Below are 13,567 nucleotides of genomic sequence, written 5' to 3'. Positions count from 1 at the left end.
GATCATGCTTAAACAACAACCTAAAGCGCGATGACGGTTCATCCTAGTCCCATCGCGCTTTAGTAAGGCGGCGCCTTCCGTGCCCGCTGCGCTTTCGCCGCCTCGATCCACCACAAGAGATCGTCGGCAAAGCGCGGGAACGCGCGCTCCAAGGCCTTGCCGCCCTCGCCGATCGGCTCTGCGTCCGCCGACAATGTCTGCGCGATCGGGCCGACCCCGATGGTGCTCGACACCACCACCATGCCCATCTCCGACAGCGTGCCGTGCCAGGCCGTCGCGGCGCGCGCGCCGGACAGCCGACCGGCGGAATAGCTCACGATCGCGGCCGGTCGCCAGAACCACTCTTCGAGGAAATGGTCTGTGAGATTCTTCAGGCCGGGCTGGATGCCCCAATTGTACTCGCCGGTGACGAAGACGAATCCGTCGGCGTCGCGGATCTGTCCGGCCAGCTTCTCCAGCGCATCGGGCGCCGAGCCCTTGGGATATTCCTTGTACATGCGGTCGAGCATCGGCAGGCCGATCGCCTTGGCGTCGATGAATTCGACGTCCTCGCCGCGGCCGCGCAGCCGGTTGATGACGAAATTCGCAAGGCGGATGCCCATGCGGTCGGAACGGTAGGAACCGTAGAGAACGAGAATGCGATTGCTCATGGCCGAACGGTAGCACGAAACCGGCGTCCGTCCCTACTCGATTTGTCGAACTATCGTCCGCGACCGCGCTCCAGGGTTTGCGACGGCGATTCGCCGAACTGCTCGCGGTAGCTTTTGGAGAAATCGCTGAGATGCCAGAAGCCGAACGCCAGCGCGACCGCCTTGACGCTCTCGGCCCCGGCCAGAAGCCGCCGGCGCACCAGCCACAGCCGGCGCAGGCGCAAATAGCGGTGCAGGCTCATGCCCCGATAGCGCCGGACGACGTCATGCATGGTGCGAACGGACAGCCCGAGCTTGCGCGCGATATCATCGCTGTAGATCGGCTGCGACAGGTCGTCGGAGAGTAGCGCGCGGATATCCTGGAATATCCTGAAACTCCGTCCGTCGTTGGCGCGCAGGGTCCAGCGGGCCGAAACGACGCTTTCGAAGGCGTCATCAACGGCTCCGAGCAGGGACTCCTTCATCGCTGCGCCCTTCAATGACAGCTCCGGTGCCTCGACCGGGTCGGACGCCTCGGCCAGCACCTCACGAACCACGGTGCGCAGCCGGTGCAAGCCCGCCGCGGAGATCTCGAAGATCTTGAAGCTCGAGAGCGTAGGCGGCCAGCCACGATCCCTCACCTCCGGGCTGAACACCACTGAGGCGATGTGCCGCTGCACCTCCTCGATGGCGGTGTAGGCCGCGCCGCCGCCGCCAATGACCACGACCGGACGAGCACGTTGCGAGCCATTGAAGCGAATGGGGACGTTGAGGTCGTCCATCGTGAAGCCGATCGCCGTGCAATTCCCGATGAGCTGCGCATCAACGACCCGGGGAAACGCCCGCGTCGAATTCACCTCGCAGCCGGGCAACGACAGGATCGTCTGCTCAGCCGAAATCTTCCGTACGAGGGGCGTGAACTCGAAATTCAGCCCGCGTATGGCGCTTCGAAATTCGTCGACATCTGAAAAGCGAAATGTCCTGAGTGCCGACCCAGGCACATCATCAATGCTGTTCATGGAAATAAGAAACCCAGCGTCGCAACCGACGCGCATCCGGCAATGGTGCCGATTCGCTTCGCCCTTTGCTTTCCCGTCGGATCTGAAGAATCAATCCTGACGTGTCCCGATCAGTTGGGAGGGATCGAGCTGAAAGGACAAGCCGGGACGTCGGGCCCTGCCAAATTTCGATAGCTTTTCCCGAATCCTGGAGGTGCATTAATACCCTGAAATTCAATTTTCAAAATTAAAAATTAACTCCTTCGAGATGCAATAATGCGCGTTAAATCGTCAAGTTATTTCATTTCAGGCTCCTGCCATGATGGCAAATTCGCCTGCCGATATTCTGGTCGAATTGGAAGACGCGGTCGCAACGTGTCCGCTGGACCGCTGCGCTCGCATCCTCTCCGGCATTTTGCAGCTGCTCACCAGCAGCCGCGACCGGCCTCAGGAATTGCTCACTCATGTGGCCGACCGTGTTCTGCTGCGATTGACAGAGCGGGTCGAGGCCGGTGCGCTGATTGATCTCAGCAAGGCACTCGCGGAGCTCGAGCTGGCTCCGCCGAAGACCGTGCGACGTCTCGCCTCGCACCACGCCCCGGAGGTGGCGTGCCCTGTCTTGCTGAGATCGCAGTCACTGTCCACGGCCGATCTCAGCTCGATCGCGGCCTCGGGCGGCGAACGGCAGCAACGCGCCATCGCCGCCCGCGCGCGGATCGATCCGCCGGTGATCGAGACGCTGATCCAGCGCGGCGCTCGCAGCGTCTGCATTGCGCTGGTCGGCAATATGGATGCCCGATTCTCCGATGCCGCCTACGTCGCGCTCGTCGAGAAATGCCTGGCCGACGATGAACTCACGAAGGCGCTGGCGCTCAGGCCGGACACGCCGGACAGGGTCATGCGGGAGTTGCTGTCGGCCGCGCCGGCTCCGAAATCCGGCACAGGGGCGAATGCTACCGTCTCGATTCAAGCCGTAACGGCCGCGCCGACGGTCCCCAAGCTGCCCTGCGCGGCCGCCTATGCAAGCGCGCGGCCGGAGATCGTCGCGCTCAACCGCATCGGCAAGCTGAACGACTCCACGGTGAACCGCTTCGCCATCCGCGGCGAGACCGCCAATCTTGTCACGGCGCTATCGGTGCTTTCGGGGGCTCCCATCGAGATCGTCGAGCATGTCATGACCGACGACGATTGCGAGGGTCTCGTCATGGCCTGCCGTGCCTCACGGCTGAACTGGCAGACCACGTTGGCCATCCTGAGCAACCGCTGCGGCACGAGGCTTTCCTTCGCCGAGCGCGAACGCGCGCAGCACATTTTCGAGACGCTGCTGCTGTCAACCAGCCAGTGGACGGTGCGTTGGGGAGAAATTGCCGCAAACGCCAAGGACAGCAGTCGGGAACATCGCGGCGCAAGGATGGGGATTAGCCGATGAGATTCGACGGTCGTAAAGCATCCCGCGTGAAAATGGACCACAGGCAGCCGGTCAATCTCATGGGATCGGACGGCACCTGGCGGCGCCGCTGCGTACTGCTGGACGTGTCGCAAAGCGGCGCCAAGATCGAGGTCGAGGGCACGCTCGACGTACTCCAGGCCAAGGAGTTCTTCATGCTGCTGTCGTCAACCGGCCTCGCCTACCGGCGCTGCGAACTGGTCTGGATCGACGGCACCACGGCCGGCATCCATTTCATTACCGTTGACAGCAAGAAGAAGGCTGCGGGTGCACCAGCGCCTGCGCAGAACGCGGTTCAGAGCAAATAGATTCGAACACTCCACCTACTGTTTGACATCCATACAGTCGCAAGGCGTAGGTCAGACCGTGCAGCACGCGCGAACCAGATCCGGTCCCGTCAGTGGTGACGGCGGCATCCCAGAGACGGGAACGGCCCGCCCCTTGCTGCATGTGCTGGCCGACACGTCCGACAAGCTCTCGGGCATCTGCTCGATCCTCGAAGAGAAATTCACCATTGCAGGCGAACGACTCGATGCCGATTCCAGGCTGTCGCAGACGCCGGCCGCCATCGTCATCCGCGCGGAGCTGCGCGACGTCGATAATATCGCCGCGATCAAGAAGCGGGCCGGCAAGCTGGCCAAGGCCAGGAAGCGCATCTTCCTGCTCGAGCACACCTCCCACGTCTGCATTTCGCAGGCTTACGCGCTCGGGGCCACGCTGGTCCTTCCCGGCACGGTCAGCCGGACCAGACTGCTGGCGGCGCTGACCGATCCGGCCGATCGGGCATCCGCCTCCTCGCGCGACACACTGCAACCGGACAACGCCATCGAGACTGCGGCGACCGCCATCGCATCGATGTTCACGGCTGCGACTCTGGGCCAACCGCTCGACGTCGACGGCACCAGGGAAGCCGGTCGCCAGATCGCCGATCGTATCAGCCAGCATGGCCTGACGGAGTGGCTCATGACGGTGCGGCGCCATCACGAAGGAACCTATCAGCACTGTCTGCTCGTGACCGGCGTCGCCATCGACTTCGGACTGAGCCTCGGCGTCGGCAGGGCCGACCTGGAACGTCTCTACTCGGCCGCCATGTTCCACGACATCGGCAAGGCGCAGATTCCACTCGCCATCCTCGACAAGCCGGGCCGCCTCGATGCCGCGGAACGCGCGCTGATCGAAACGCATCCGGCCACCGGCTACGAGTTTCTCAAGGGGCATGACGGCATCTCGCCGGAGATACTCGATGCCGTTCGCCATCATCACGAGTACCTCGACGGGAGCGGCTATCCCGATGCGCTCTGCGCCGAGAGCATTGGCGATATCGTGCGGATTCTAACGATCTCGGACATCTTCGCAGCGCTGATCGAGCACCGGCACTACAAGCCGACCATGCCGCGCGCGGAGGCCTACAACATTCTATGCGGGATGAATGGTAAGCTGGAAAAGGCGCTGGTCAACTCATTCAGGCAGGTCGCGCTCACGCGGTGAGCGCGGCGGACCCGTATCGAACGCGGCCTAATGAGTAGCGCGATAGCTGGCGCGGCGCGGGATGGAGCGGCAGGCCAGCCCTTCGGCCAGCAGCTTCATGTCCTCGTGCCGACCGCTGCGAATCAGCCGGCCGAACTCTTCGGGTGTGAAAGGAAGACTTGGATCATCATCGACCTTGAGCCGCAGTCGCGGACCAAAGAACCGTCGAACCAGGCTAGCCAGCCGCCGCATGTCAATTCCCTCGCGCCAGCAACGAACCTCTCAGTCCGCATATTGTTCCTCCTGCAACTTCCAGATTGCAAGAGGCCGCTCGCTAATCCGCACCAAAAAAATTTCCGCCGGAGAACAATCTCCTCTTCGTCGTGCTAATCGGCAAAACCCACGTAGCGCACGAACTCGTCGTTGTGCTCGCGCTCCGAGCGAACGGCGTTCGCGGCGAAGCCGTCGTCGGGGTAGCCCATCGCGACGCAGGTCATGATGACCTCGTCCGCCGGAATCCTGGCAACCTCGCGCACGATGTCGGAGCGCATGATGCCCTGCCCGTTGATGACGGAGCCGAGGCCGCGGTCCCATGCTGCGAGAACGATACCGTAGCAGAGCGCACCGAGATCGAAATGGCAGACCGCGCCGGGATCGAGCACGCGGTCGTAGGTAAGGACCAGCGAGACCGGCGCGTCGAACTGGCGGAAGCCGCGCAGCACCCAGTCCTGCCGCATCGGCTTGTCGTCGCGCGCGATCCCCATCGCGCCGAACAGCTTCTTGGCGATGTCGACCTGCCGGTTGCGGTGCACACCCTGGTACTCGCCGTGGCTGACGATGTCGCGCTTGACCTTGGCGCCGCCGGCCATCTCCTCCATGTTGCGGCGGCGCACCTCTTCCAGCGGCGCACCGGTGAGCACGTGGACATGCCAGGGCTGGGTGTTCATCGACGACGGCGCGCGCTTGGCGCTTTCGATGATCGCCTCGATCACCGCGCGCGGCACCGGCTCGTTCCTGAAGCCGCGCACGCTGCGGCGCGACTGGACCAGCGTTTCGAATTCCACCTCGCGAACCTCCCTGCCCGTTCCTCCCGCAACATTGCAACGCGATCCGGTTGCCGATGCGGCGCGCAAAACCTATGCTAACAGCCAAGCAAGACCAAGAACCCCGTGTGGACCCGCCACACCCCGTGAGGACTCAAAATGGCCGCGCCGCTCGATCCCGTCATCGCCGAGATCATTCCGCTCATGCCGATGCGCGATCCCACCACGATGACGCCACAGAGCGCCCGCGATTCCTTGCGCGCACTGGCTGCCTCGCGCGCGGCAATCCCGCCTCCGCGCGTCGATACCGTGCAGGACATCAAGGTCGACGGCGGCGTCGGGCCGCTCGATGCACGCGTCTACCGGGTCGGCACCACGCCGGCACCGACCGTGGTATTCTTCCACGGCGGCGGCTGGGTCGCGGGCGACCTCGAGACCCACGACCGGCAGGCGCGCAATCTTGCGATCGAGACCGGCGCGGTCGTCGTCTCCGTCGACTATCGCCGCCCGCCCGAGACGCGCTTTCCCGGCGCCTTCGAGGACGCCTTTGCCGCGATGCGTGACGTCTTCACCCGCGTCGCGGAATTTGGCGGCGACGCAAAACGCCTCGGCGTTGCCGGCGACAGCGCCGGCGGCAATCTCGCCGCGACCACCGCAATCGCCTGCCGCGATGCCGGCATCGAGCTTGCCGCTCAATTGCTGGTCTATCCCGTGACCGACGTGCTCGGCGCCTACGCCGATGCGCGCGAGAACGCGCGCTATCCCTCGCGCGCGGAGAACGCGGACGGCTACTTCCTCACGCGCGCGACGATGGAATGGTTCTGCGGCCACTATCTCGCCGATCCCGCTCACGCGACCGACTGGCGCGTCTCGCCGCTGCGCGCCGCATCGCTTGCCGGGCTGGCCCCTGCGATCGTGACCACGGCCTGGTTCGATCCCCTGCGCGACGAGGGCGCGGCTTACGCGCGGGCGCTGGAGGCGGCGGGCGTGAAGGTCAAGCACCACGAGGGCCCCGGCCTGATCCACGGCTATTTCGGCATGGGCGACGCCTCCGAGGTCGCGCGCGCCGAGGCACAGCGCGCCCGCGCCGACTTCAAGGCCCTGCTCATGCGGGGCGCTTGAATTCGGTCAGGTGCTCCGCGCCCGCTGCGCCGCGGTGTGCCCCCAGGTTTCGTCCCAATCCTGGCCCGAGGCGTCGACGACGCGGCCATCGGCTTCGAAGAACTTGTTCGGCACCTGGAAGATCGCCAGGATCAAGGCCCCGTCCGGACACCAGGCGGCGTGCCGGCTCCCCGCCTCGCGCCAGATAAATTCGCCGGCCTTGCAGGCGATGCCCTGAGCAGGCCCGTCCTTGTCGACGAGCGCGCCTTCGATCACCCAGCTCTGCTCGATGCCGACATGCTCGTGATCGGGCAGCACCGAGCCCGGCGCAAAGCGCATCAGGGCGGTCATCAGACCGCTGCTCCGATCGAACAGCAGCGTCTTGGCCTCGCACCCGGGAAAGCGAGTCTTTTGCCAGTCCATGTCCTGGGGCCGAACCAGGTGAGAATGCCGATCGGCAGATCGTTCGCCCTTCGGGATCGTGGCGTCCATGACGATGCTCCATCCAGCTAAGCCGATCGAAGCTAGCAGAATCGCCCGACAGGGTCAGCGAGCAGTGCAACAGACGCGACAGTGCCGAGCCGGCGTTGCAAAATCACCAGGCAGACCGGACGATCGGTGCTCGTCCTGCTTGATTGCGCCATGATTCCCGGCTCCAATCCGGCCGCCATTTCTGGTTTAGGGAGACACCCATGATGAAGCGGATTTTCCTCGCAGCGATCGTTGCCACCTTTGCGGCGGGCTCGGCCTTCGCGCAAGAAACCTGCGAGAGCAAGGCCGTCGGCAAGGATGGCAAGCCGCTGGCCGGCGCAGCCAAGACCTCGTTCCTGAAGAAGTGCAAGGCCGATGCCTGCGCGCCCAAGGCCGTCGGCTCCGATGGCAAGCCGCTCGCCGGCGCAGCCAAGAACAGCTTCATGAAGAAGTGCGAGACCAACGCGTAAGCGCCCGGAGAGATCCTCGGTATTCTTCGAAAGACGTCATCGGGCTCGATCCAGACCGTATCGAGCCCGATTAGCTGTTTCCCTTGTCTCCGGTTTAGCCGCTTCGATGCCTTTGCGGCTTCAGCGTCGCGACTGGCGAGTATCCTGATCTTGATCACCACAAGTTCGCAAACCACCCAGGCGGCTGTGCTGACGACCGCGACGATGGTTTGCTTTGCAGCCAACTCGCTGCTGTGCCGGCTCGCGCTGGGGCCCGGACTGATCGATCCCGCGAGCTTCACGACGGTGCGGGTGCTTGCGGCGGTGGCAATTCTCGCGCTGGTGGTCTGGCAACGCTACGGGCATCTGCCGTCATTTGCCTATGCCAAGGTCAGGTCGGTGGCCGCCCTGTTCGTCTACCTGATCTGCTTCTCGTTTGCCTATGTGCGGCTGCCGGCAGGCACCGGCGCCCTGATCCTGTTCACTGCCGTGCAGCTCACGATGTTCTGCGTCGCGCTGCGGGAGGGAGAACGGTTCTCCGCAGCCGGCTGGATCGGGCTTTCGATCGCGAGCTTGGGCCTCGTCTATCTGGTTCTGCCCGGCGTCAGCGCCCCCGATCCCATCGGCGCGGTCCTGATCGCCATGTCGGGTATCGCCTGGGGCGTGTTCTCGCTGTCGGCGCGGGGCGTTGATCATCCCATCGAGGCCAACGCCATCAATTTCCTCTGCTGCCTGCCGCTTGCCGCAGCCGTGAACCTCTGGCAGCTCTCCGATCTCCACGTCACGCCGATCGGGCTCGCCTATGCCATCGCATCCGGCGCGATCGCCTCGGGGCTCGGCTATGTGATGTGGTACGTCACCTTGCGCTACCTGACGGCGGCCCGCGCGGCCTCCGTCCAGCTTTCCGTCCCCGCCATCGCCGCGATCGGCGGCGCGCTGTTCCTGGCCGAGCCGGTTACGCTCCGATTGTTGCTCGCCTCCCCCGCGATGCTCGGCGGCATCGCGTTGGTGCTCGCGCAGCGCAGCAAGCGTTGACCGGGATGTTCGCGCCTCAATCCCGCTTGAACCGGTAGTCAAACGCCCCGTCCAGCGGCTTGATCAGCCCGACAGTCGGCGCCGGGAAATGGATCGGCAGGATCAACGTGTCGGTGTCGGCGACGGAAGCGAAGAACTTCCGCCGCGAGATCGCCGACTGGTTTGCATCCCAGTCCGGCTTCGCCGACCAGTCCGGCTCGCGGCACTGGATCTGGTGATGCATGAGGTCGCCCGCGACCACCGCGCGTTGACCTTTGGAGAAGATGTTAACGCAGCAATGACAGGGCGAATGTCCCGGCGTCGGTGTCAGCGTGACCGTATCATCGAGCGCGTAATCATCGTCGACCAGCAGCGCCTGCCCGGCCTCGACGATCGGCAGGCAATTGTCGCGGAAGACGGTGCCGGGCGGATTGTTGCCCTTCGCATTCTCCGCTTCCCACGCTGCGTATTCGCCCTTGTGGAAGACGTATTTCGCATTCGGGAACGTCGGCACCCAGCGGCCGTCGCGCAACGTTGTGTTCCAGCCGGTGTGATCGATATGCAGATGCGTGCAGAACACGTAGTCGATCTGCTCGAAGCCGATGCCGAGCGCGAACAATTCGTTGCGCCAACGCTCCTTGCCGGGAAAGTCGAACGGCGGCGGATGACCCTTGTCCTCGCCGGTGCAGGTGTCCACCAGGATCGTGTGGTGCGGCGTGCGCACGACGAAGGTCTGGTAGGTGATTACCATCATGCCGCGCGCGGCGTCGAACACCTCGGGCTCCATCGTCGGCAGATGGCGTTTGAAGACACCCTCATCATGGGCCGGGAAGAAATCCTGCGGCCGCCGCCACGGCCCTTCCCGCTCGATCACCGCATCGATGGTGATGTCGCCGATCCGGAGTTGCTTCATGGTTGTTCGCTCCCTTTTTTGAGGGAGCGTAACGAGCGGCAGTGACGCGTCAAGGCACGGCGCAGAATGCTAGCTCCGTAACCCCGGCGCCTCCTGTCCGGTCCGGGCGACGTATTCGGTGTAGCCGCCGCCATACTGGTGGATCCCCTCCGGCGTCAGCTCCAGCACGCGGTTCGACAGGACGCTGAGGAAGTGGCGGTCATGCGAGACAAACAGCATGGTGCCCTCGAAATCCGACAGTGCCGTGATCAGCATCTCCTTGGTAGCGAGGTCGAGATGGTTGGTCGGCTCGTCCAGCACCAGAAAGTTCGGCGGATCGAACAGCATCTTCGCCATGACGAGCCGCGCCTTCTCGCCGCCGGAGAGCACGCGGCAGCGCTTCTCGACATCGTCGCCGGAGAAGCCGAAGCAGCCGGCGAGCGCACGCAAGCTGCCCTGCCCCGCAGTCGGAAACGCATCTTCCAGCGACTGGAACACGGTGCGCTCACCGTCGAGCAGATCCATCGCGTGCTGGGCGAAATAGCCCATCTTGACGCTGCCCCCTAACGCCACCGTGCCCTCATCCGGCTCGCTCGCACCGGCAACCAGCTTGAGCAGCGTCGACTTGCCGGCGCCGTTGACGCCCATCACACACCAGCGCTCCCTGCGACGGATCATGAAATCGAGCCCGTCATAGATGCGCTTGGCGCCATAGCCCTTGTGCACGCTCTTCAAGGCGACGACGTCCTCGCCCGAGCGCGGCGCCGGCGGGAAGTCGAAAGCGACCGACTGGCGGCGGCGCGGCGGCTCGACCCGCTCGATCTTGTCGAGCTTCTTGACCCGGCTCTGCACCTGCGCCGCGTGCGAGGCGCGCGCCTTGAAGCGCTCGATGAACTTGATCTCCTTGGCGAGCATGGCCTGCTGGCGCTCGAACTGGGCCTGCTGCTGCTTCTCGTTCTGCGCCCGCTGCTGCTCGTAGAACTCGTAGTCGCCGGTATAGGTGGTGAGCGAGCCGGAATCGATCTCGATCACCTTGGAGATCACGCGGTTGATGAACTCGCGGTCATGCGAGGTCATCAGCAGCGTGCCTTCGTAATCGTGCAGGAACTTCTCCAGCCAGATCAGGCTTTCGAGATCGAGATGGTTGCTCGGCTCGTCGAGCAGCATGACGTCGGGACGCATAAGGAGAATCCGCGCCAGCGCCACGCGCATCTTCCAGCCGCCGGAGAGCTTGCCGACATCGCCGTCCATCATCTCCTGGCTGAAGCCGAGGCCGGACAGCGCTTCGCGTGCACGACCATCGAGCGCGTAGCCATCGAGCTCCTCGAAGCGGTGCTGCACCTCGCCGTAGCGGGCGATGATCTCGTCCATCTGGTCGGCCTTGTCAGGATCGGCCATATCCGCCTCGAGCTCACGCAGCTCGGCCGCGACCTCGCTGACGGGACCGGCGCCATTCATCACCTCGGCCACGGCGCTGCGGCCGCTCATCTCGCCAACGTCCTGGTTGAAATAGCCGATGGTGATGCCGCGATCGGTCGAGACCTGGCCCTCGTCCGGCAGTTCCTCGCCGGCGATCATCCGGAACAGCGTCGTCTTGCCGGCGCCGTTCGGGCCGACGAGGCCGATCTTTTCGCCCTTGTTGAGGGCGGCGGAAGCTTCGATGAAAAGGATCTGGTGGCCGGCTTGCTTGCTGACGTTGTCGAGGCGGATCATGAGGTCTTTTCGGGGGATTTTTTGCGTTGCAGCGTCATAGGGCATGCGGGGCGCGAGGGGAAGCCCGGCCAGGCCCGGATCTCACGCCTCCGGGCAATCCCGCCGCTTCACCGCGTCGCGCTCGTCCGTACAGCTTCGACAACCGCTGAAACTGCCGGCCGGCTCTTCTACCGCTTGATAAGGCCGGCCGAAGGGTACCCCATCGCGGCTCGCGCGGGTGCGGCCGGCCCGACAGCTGCGGCGGATGTCGAAAGTGCCAGGAAATCGCGGCGCGACAACGCGGACATAGCGCCCCCATCTGCTCTCACAAGGTCGGCTTCGACGGGCATATCCGCCTCCGGTGCCGACGAGTTCGAGATGAATGCGATTGGAACTGGAGCCTCTTCGCCCGGATGATGCAATCCTATGGCTGCACAGATACGCTGAGGAGCCGCGAAATTTTCTGCTTTGCAGCTAACGCCTCACGGTCGATGGCGGCAATGCGACGTTCCGCTCACATCAACAAATCGTTCTGATGTGGCGCGAAAATGAAATCCTGAGGCCTGAGTGCTTCCTCGCTGTGAACGGTGACATCGTTGCCTGGGCTGAAGGTAATCAGACTCTCTTGCGTTATCGGATCGAATTGCGAGATGGCAAGATCACCGAAACTCTCGATACCGAGCGCAGAGACATCGATGCGGTCGATACCCAAATTTGAGAGACCCTGTCCGAAATCCTCGATCCTGTCGTGGCCGTTCTCGAAATTGAATACGATCCTGTCGTTTCCGCCTTTCGCAAAATCGAGCATCATCTGGGCGTCTCCCCAGATGTCATCATTTCCGGTGCCGCTGACAATCTTGTCGCTGCCGCCGCGCGCGTGGTCGGACATGGATCGGGCATCGCCGACGAGAATGGTCTCGTAGCTGCCTGCCGGATGTGGATTCGAATCATCGCCGCCGACCAGCGTGTCGTTGCCGCCTTTCGCGCCGCCTGACATGGTCAGCGCATCCCCATAAGCCTGATTGGCAAGCTGAGGGAATACGTTGCCACCGATATAGATGTCGTCGCCGCCGACGGCTCGATCACCCATGTTGCCGCCGGCGTCTCCGTAGAAGATGTTCTGATGTTGCGTGCCTGAGGCCTCGAATGTGTCATCGCCGCCCTCGGCACGATCAGACATGTCGCCGGCGGCATCACCATAGAATGTACTTCCCCCCAAGCCGGTCTTGTTGAACGTGTCATCCCCGCCCCGGGCGGAACCGGACATGTTCCCGCCAGCGTCACCGGAGAAGACATTTCGATCGGTCAGTGTTGCGTCGCTCGAGTCATTGAACGTGTCGTTCCCACCGGCGGCGGAGGCGGACATGCTCCCGCCGGCATCGCCAAAGACGAAATTGAACGGATTGGTTCCGCTCGCCGCGAAATTGTCGTTGCCGCCGGCCGCATGACCGGCCATGTCGCCGCCGGCGTCCCCATAGAGATAGCTGTTGTACTCAGATCCGCTCACAGTAAAGCTGTCATCGCCGCCGCGGGTGTGCCCGAGAAAGCTACCGCCGGAGTCGCCATAGAACACTACATTGCTATCCGGTCCGATGTGGCCAACGAACCTGTCGTTGCCGCCCGCCGCGCAATTGATCAGGTTGCCACCCGCGTCTCCATACACGGTGATCGTTTGATGCCCGCCACCGGAAACGCCAAAATCGTCGTCGCCACCACGCGCTTGACCGGACAAGATTCCGCCGGCATCACCATAGGCATTCACTTTCACCCCCGACGTAAAGGTCCGGGGCAATTCGACGTTCAGGACATCATCGCCGGCAACGGCCAGGTCCGAGATATTACCGCCAGCATCGCCGTACATATTCAGGGTGAATGTCTCGCCAACGACGACAGCAGAGGCGATCACCTGGGCCGACAATGCATCATCGCCACCCCGCGCATGCCCGGAAATATTTCCACCCGCGTCACCGAACAGACTTCCTGCGCCGAAAGTTACCAATGTGTCGTTACCGCCGACGGCGTGGTCGAGTAAGTCCAGTCCAGCATCCCCGAACAACGTGTTCGTCGGTTCCGAACCAACCAGTGTCTGGCTTCCGCCATGCCGTCGTCCCGCGAGGGACCCACTCGTATCGCCAAATAGAACAGTCATGGGCCCTCCGTCTATTCCAATGGCGTGGAGATGCGCGATGGACGTCTACAACGTTTCGTTGCTGAAATTAAATCACATTTTAAATCAAATAAAATCACGCCTTTAAATGAAAATATTTCCCACTGAGGCCAGCGACTCGGCTGCTGGTCTGCCGCCGCCATATGTCGGAATCGGCATCTGCCTGTGTCCGGCGATCTGGTTTGCGTCGGGGCTTC

At 63.5% G+C, this 13,567-nt stretch carries 14 protein-coding genes; 6 read left to right on the top strand and 8 right to left on the bottom strand.

The window, feature by feature from the left end; all coding sequences use genetic code 11:
• Positions 1-59 precede the first annotated feature (59 nt).
• Together IC50_RS06915 and IC50_RS06910 are read right to left on the bottom strand one after the other, a co-directional pair.
• Positions 60-650, bottom strand: a complete 591-nt coding sequence (locus IC50_RS06915) for an NADPH-dependent FMN reductase (RefSeq protein WP_035702199.1) — start codon at positions 648-650, stop codon at positions 60-62.
• Between the two features lie 50 nt (positions 651-700).
• Positions 701-1,648, bottom strand: a complete 948-nt coding sequence (locus tag IC50_RS06910; RefSeq protein WP_035702197.1) for an AraC family transcriptional regulator — start codon at positions 1,646-1,648, stop codon at positions 701-703.
• Between the two features lie 298 nt (positions 1,649-1,946).
• Between IC50_RS06910 and IC50_RS06905 the strand changes: the two genes are divergently transcribed.
• The 3 genes from IC50_RS06905 to IC50_RS06895 are packed head-to-tail and all read left to right on the top strand — an operon-like array spanning position 1,947 to position 4,562.
• The gene (locus tag IC50_RS06905) at positions 1,947-3,056 is read left to right on the top strand and encodes a DUF2336 domain-containing protein (RefSeq protein ID WP_035702195.1); all 1,110 of its coding nucleotides are present in this window, start codon (positions 1,947-1,949) and stop codon (positions 3,054-3,056) included.
• Positions 3,053-3,382 (top strand): PilZ domain-containing protein, encoded by a 330-nt coding sequence (locus tag IC50_RS06900; protein ID WP_035702192.1) that lies wholly within the window; start codon positions 3,053-3,055, stop codon positions 3,380-3,382. Before IC50_RS06905 ends, IC50_RS06900 begins: the two co-directional genes overlap by 4 nt.
• Positions 3,383-3,440: 58 nt before the next feature.
• Positions 3,441-4,562 carry an HD-GYP domain-containing protein gene (locus IC50_RS06895; RefSeq protein WP_035702189.1) on the top strand — a complete coding sequence of 374 codons (1,122 nt, stop codon included), beginning with the start codon at positions 3,441-3,443 and terminating at the stop codon, positions 4,560-4,562.
• Between the two features lie 27 nt (positions 4,563-4,589).
• Here the strand turns inward: IC50_RS06895 and IC50_RS06890 are convergent, their stop codons facing one another.
• Positions 4,590-4,793 (bottom strand): hypothetical protein, encoded by a 204-nt coding sequence (locus tag IC50_RS06890; RefSeq protein ID WP_035702187.1) that lies wholly within the window; start codon positions 4,791-4,793, stop codon positions 4,590-4,592.
• A 134-nt stretch (positions 4,794-4,927) separates the two neighbouring features.
• Positions 4,928-5,605 carry a nitroreductase gene (locus tag IC50_RS06885; RefSeq protein ID WP_035702184.1) on the bottom strand — a complete coding sequence of 226 codons (678 nt, stop codon included), beginning with the start codon at positions 5,603-5,605 and terminating at the stop codon, positions 4,928-4,930.
• A gap of 138 nt (positions 5,606-5,743) precedes the next feature.
• On the opposite strand from IC50_RS06885, the gene IC50_RS06880 reads away from it, so the two are divergent.
• Positions 5,744-6,706, top strand: a complete 963-nt coding sequence (locus IC50_RS06880; RefSeq protein ID WP_035702182.1) for an alpha/beta hydrolase — start codon at positions 5,744-5,746, stop codon at positions 6,704-6,706.
• Between the two features lie 6 nt (positions 6,707-6,712).
• Here the strand turns inward: IC50_RS06880 and IC50_RS06875 are convergent, their stop codons facing one another.
• Entirely contained in the window at positions 6,713-7,177 is a 465-nt protein-coding gene (locus IC50_RS06875) for a cupin domain-containing protein (RefSeq protein WP_035702180.1), read from the bottom strand.
• Positions 7,178-7,377: 200 nt separating this feature from the next.
• Between IC50_RS06875 and IC50_RS06870 the strand changes: the two genes are divergently transcribed.
• Both IC50_RS06870 and IC50_RS06865 read left to right on the top strand, forming a co-directional pair.
• A complete protein-coding gene (locus tag IC50_RS06870; protein ID WP_035702178.1) occupies positions 7,378-7,626 on the top strand; it encodes a hypothetical protein in 249 nt (82 codons plus the stop codon).
• A 150-nt stretch (positions 7,627-7,776) separates the two neighbouring features.
• Complete coding sequence (locus IC50_RS06865) at positions 7,777-8,640, top strand: DMT family transporter (protein ID WP_244429552.1); 864 nt, start codon at positions 7,777-7,779, stop codon at positions 8,638-8,640.
• 16 nt (positions 8,641-8,656) lie between these two features.
• Here IC50_RS06865 and IC50_RS06860 read toward each other — a convergent pair whose 3' ends face one another.
• From IC50_RS06860 to IC50_RS06850, 3 genes are all read right to left on the bottom strand, one after another.
• Positions 8,657-9,532 (bottom strand): MBL fold metallo-hydrolase, encoded by an 876-nt coding sequence (locus IC50_RS06860; protein ID WP_035702176.1) that lies wholly within the window; start codon positions 9,530-9,532, stop codon positions 8,657-8,659.
• Positions 9,533-9,601: 69 nt separating this feature from the next.
• A complete protein-coding gene (locus IC50_RS06855) occupies positions 9,602-11,224 on the bottom strand; it encodes an ABC-F family ATP-binding cassette domain-containing protein (RefSeq protein ID WP_035702174.1) in 1,623 nt (540 codons plus the stop codon).
• A gap of 493 nt (positions 11,225-11,717) precedes the next feature.
• Positions 11,718-13,352 carry a calcium-binding protein gene (locus tag IC50_RS06850; RefSeq protein WP_157460906.1) on the bottom strand — a complete coding sequence of 545 codons (1,635 nt, stop codon included), beginning with the start codon at positions 13,350-13,352 and terminating at the stop codon, positions 11,718-11,720.
• Positions 13,353-13,567 lie beyond the last annotated feature (215 nt).

Source organism: Bradyrhizobium genomosp. I (2014) (assembly GCF_000261685.1).
Taxonomy (GTDB): domain Bacteria; phylum Pseudomonadota; class Alphaproteobacteria; order Rhizobiales; family Xanthobacteraceae; genus Bradyrhizobium.
Note: the sequence above shows the minus strand (reverse complement) of the source record. Positions and strands in the feature narration are given on the sequence as shown.

Bases quoted from the DNA above. Each gene is read 5' to 3' on its own strand.
- IC50_RS06915 (WP_035702199.1), bottom strand. From the start codon at position 650: ATGAGCAATCGCATTCTCGTTCTCTACGGTTCCTACCGTTCCGACCGC.
- IC50_RS06910 (WP_035702197.1), bottom strand. From the start codon at position 1,648: ATGAACAGCATTGATGATGTGCCTGGGTCGGCACTCAGGACATTTCGC.
- IC50_RS06905 (WP_035702195.1), top strand. From the start codon at position 1,947: ATGATGGCAAATTCGCCTGCCGATATTCTGGTCGAATTGGAAGACGCG.
- IC50_RS06900 (WP_035702192.1), top strand. From the start codon at position 3,053: ATGAGATTCGACGGTCGTAAAGCATCCCGCGTGAAAATGGACCACAGG.
- IC50_RS06890 (WP_035702187.1), bottom strand. From the start codon at position 4,793: ATGCGGCGGCTGGCTAGCCTGGTTCGACGGTTCTTTGGTCCGCGACTG.
- IC50_RS06880 (WP_035702182.1), top strand. From the start codon at position 5,744: ATGGCCGCGCCGCTCGATCCCGTCATCGCCGAGATCATTCCGCTCATG.
- IC50_RS06875 (WP_035702180.1), bottom strand. From the start codon at position 7,177: ATGGACGCCACGATCCCGAAGGGCGAACGATCTGCCGATCGGCATTCT.
- IC50_RS06870 (WP_035702178.1), top strand. From the start codon at position 7,378: ATGATGAAGCGGATTTTCCTCGCAGCGATCGTTGCCACCTTTGCGGCG.
- IC50_RS06860 (WP_035702176.1), bottom strand. From the start codon at position 9,532: ATGAAGCAACTCCGGATCGGCGACATCACCATCGATGCGGTGATCGAG.
- IC50_RS06855 (WP_035702174.1), bottom strand. From the start codon at position 11,224: ATGATCCGCCTCGACAACGTCAGCAAGCAAGCCGGCCACCAGATCCTT.
- IC50_RS06850 (WP_157460906.1), bottom strand. From the start codon at position 13,352: ATGACTGTTCTATTTGGCGATACGAGTGGGTCCCTCGCGGGACGACGG.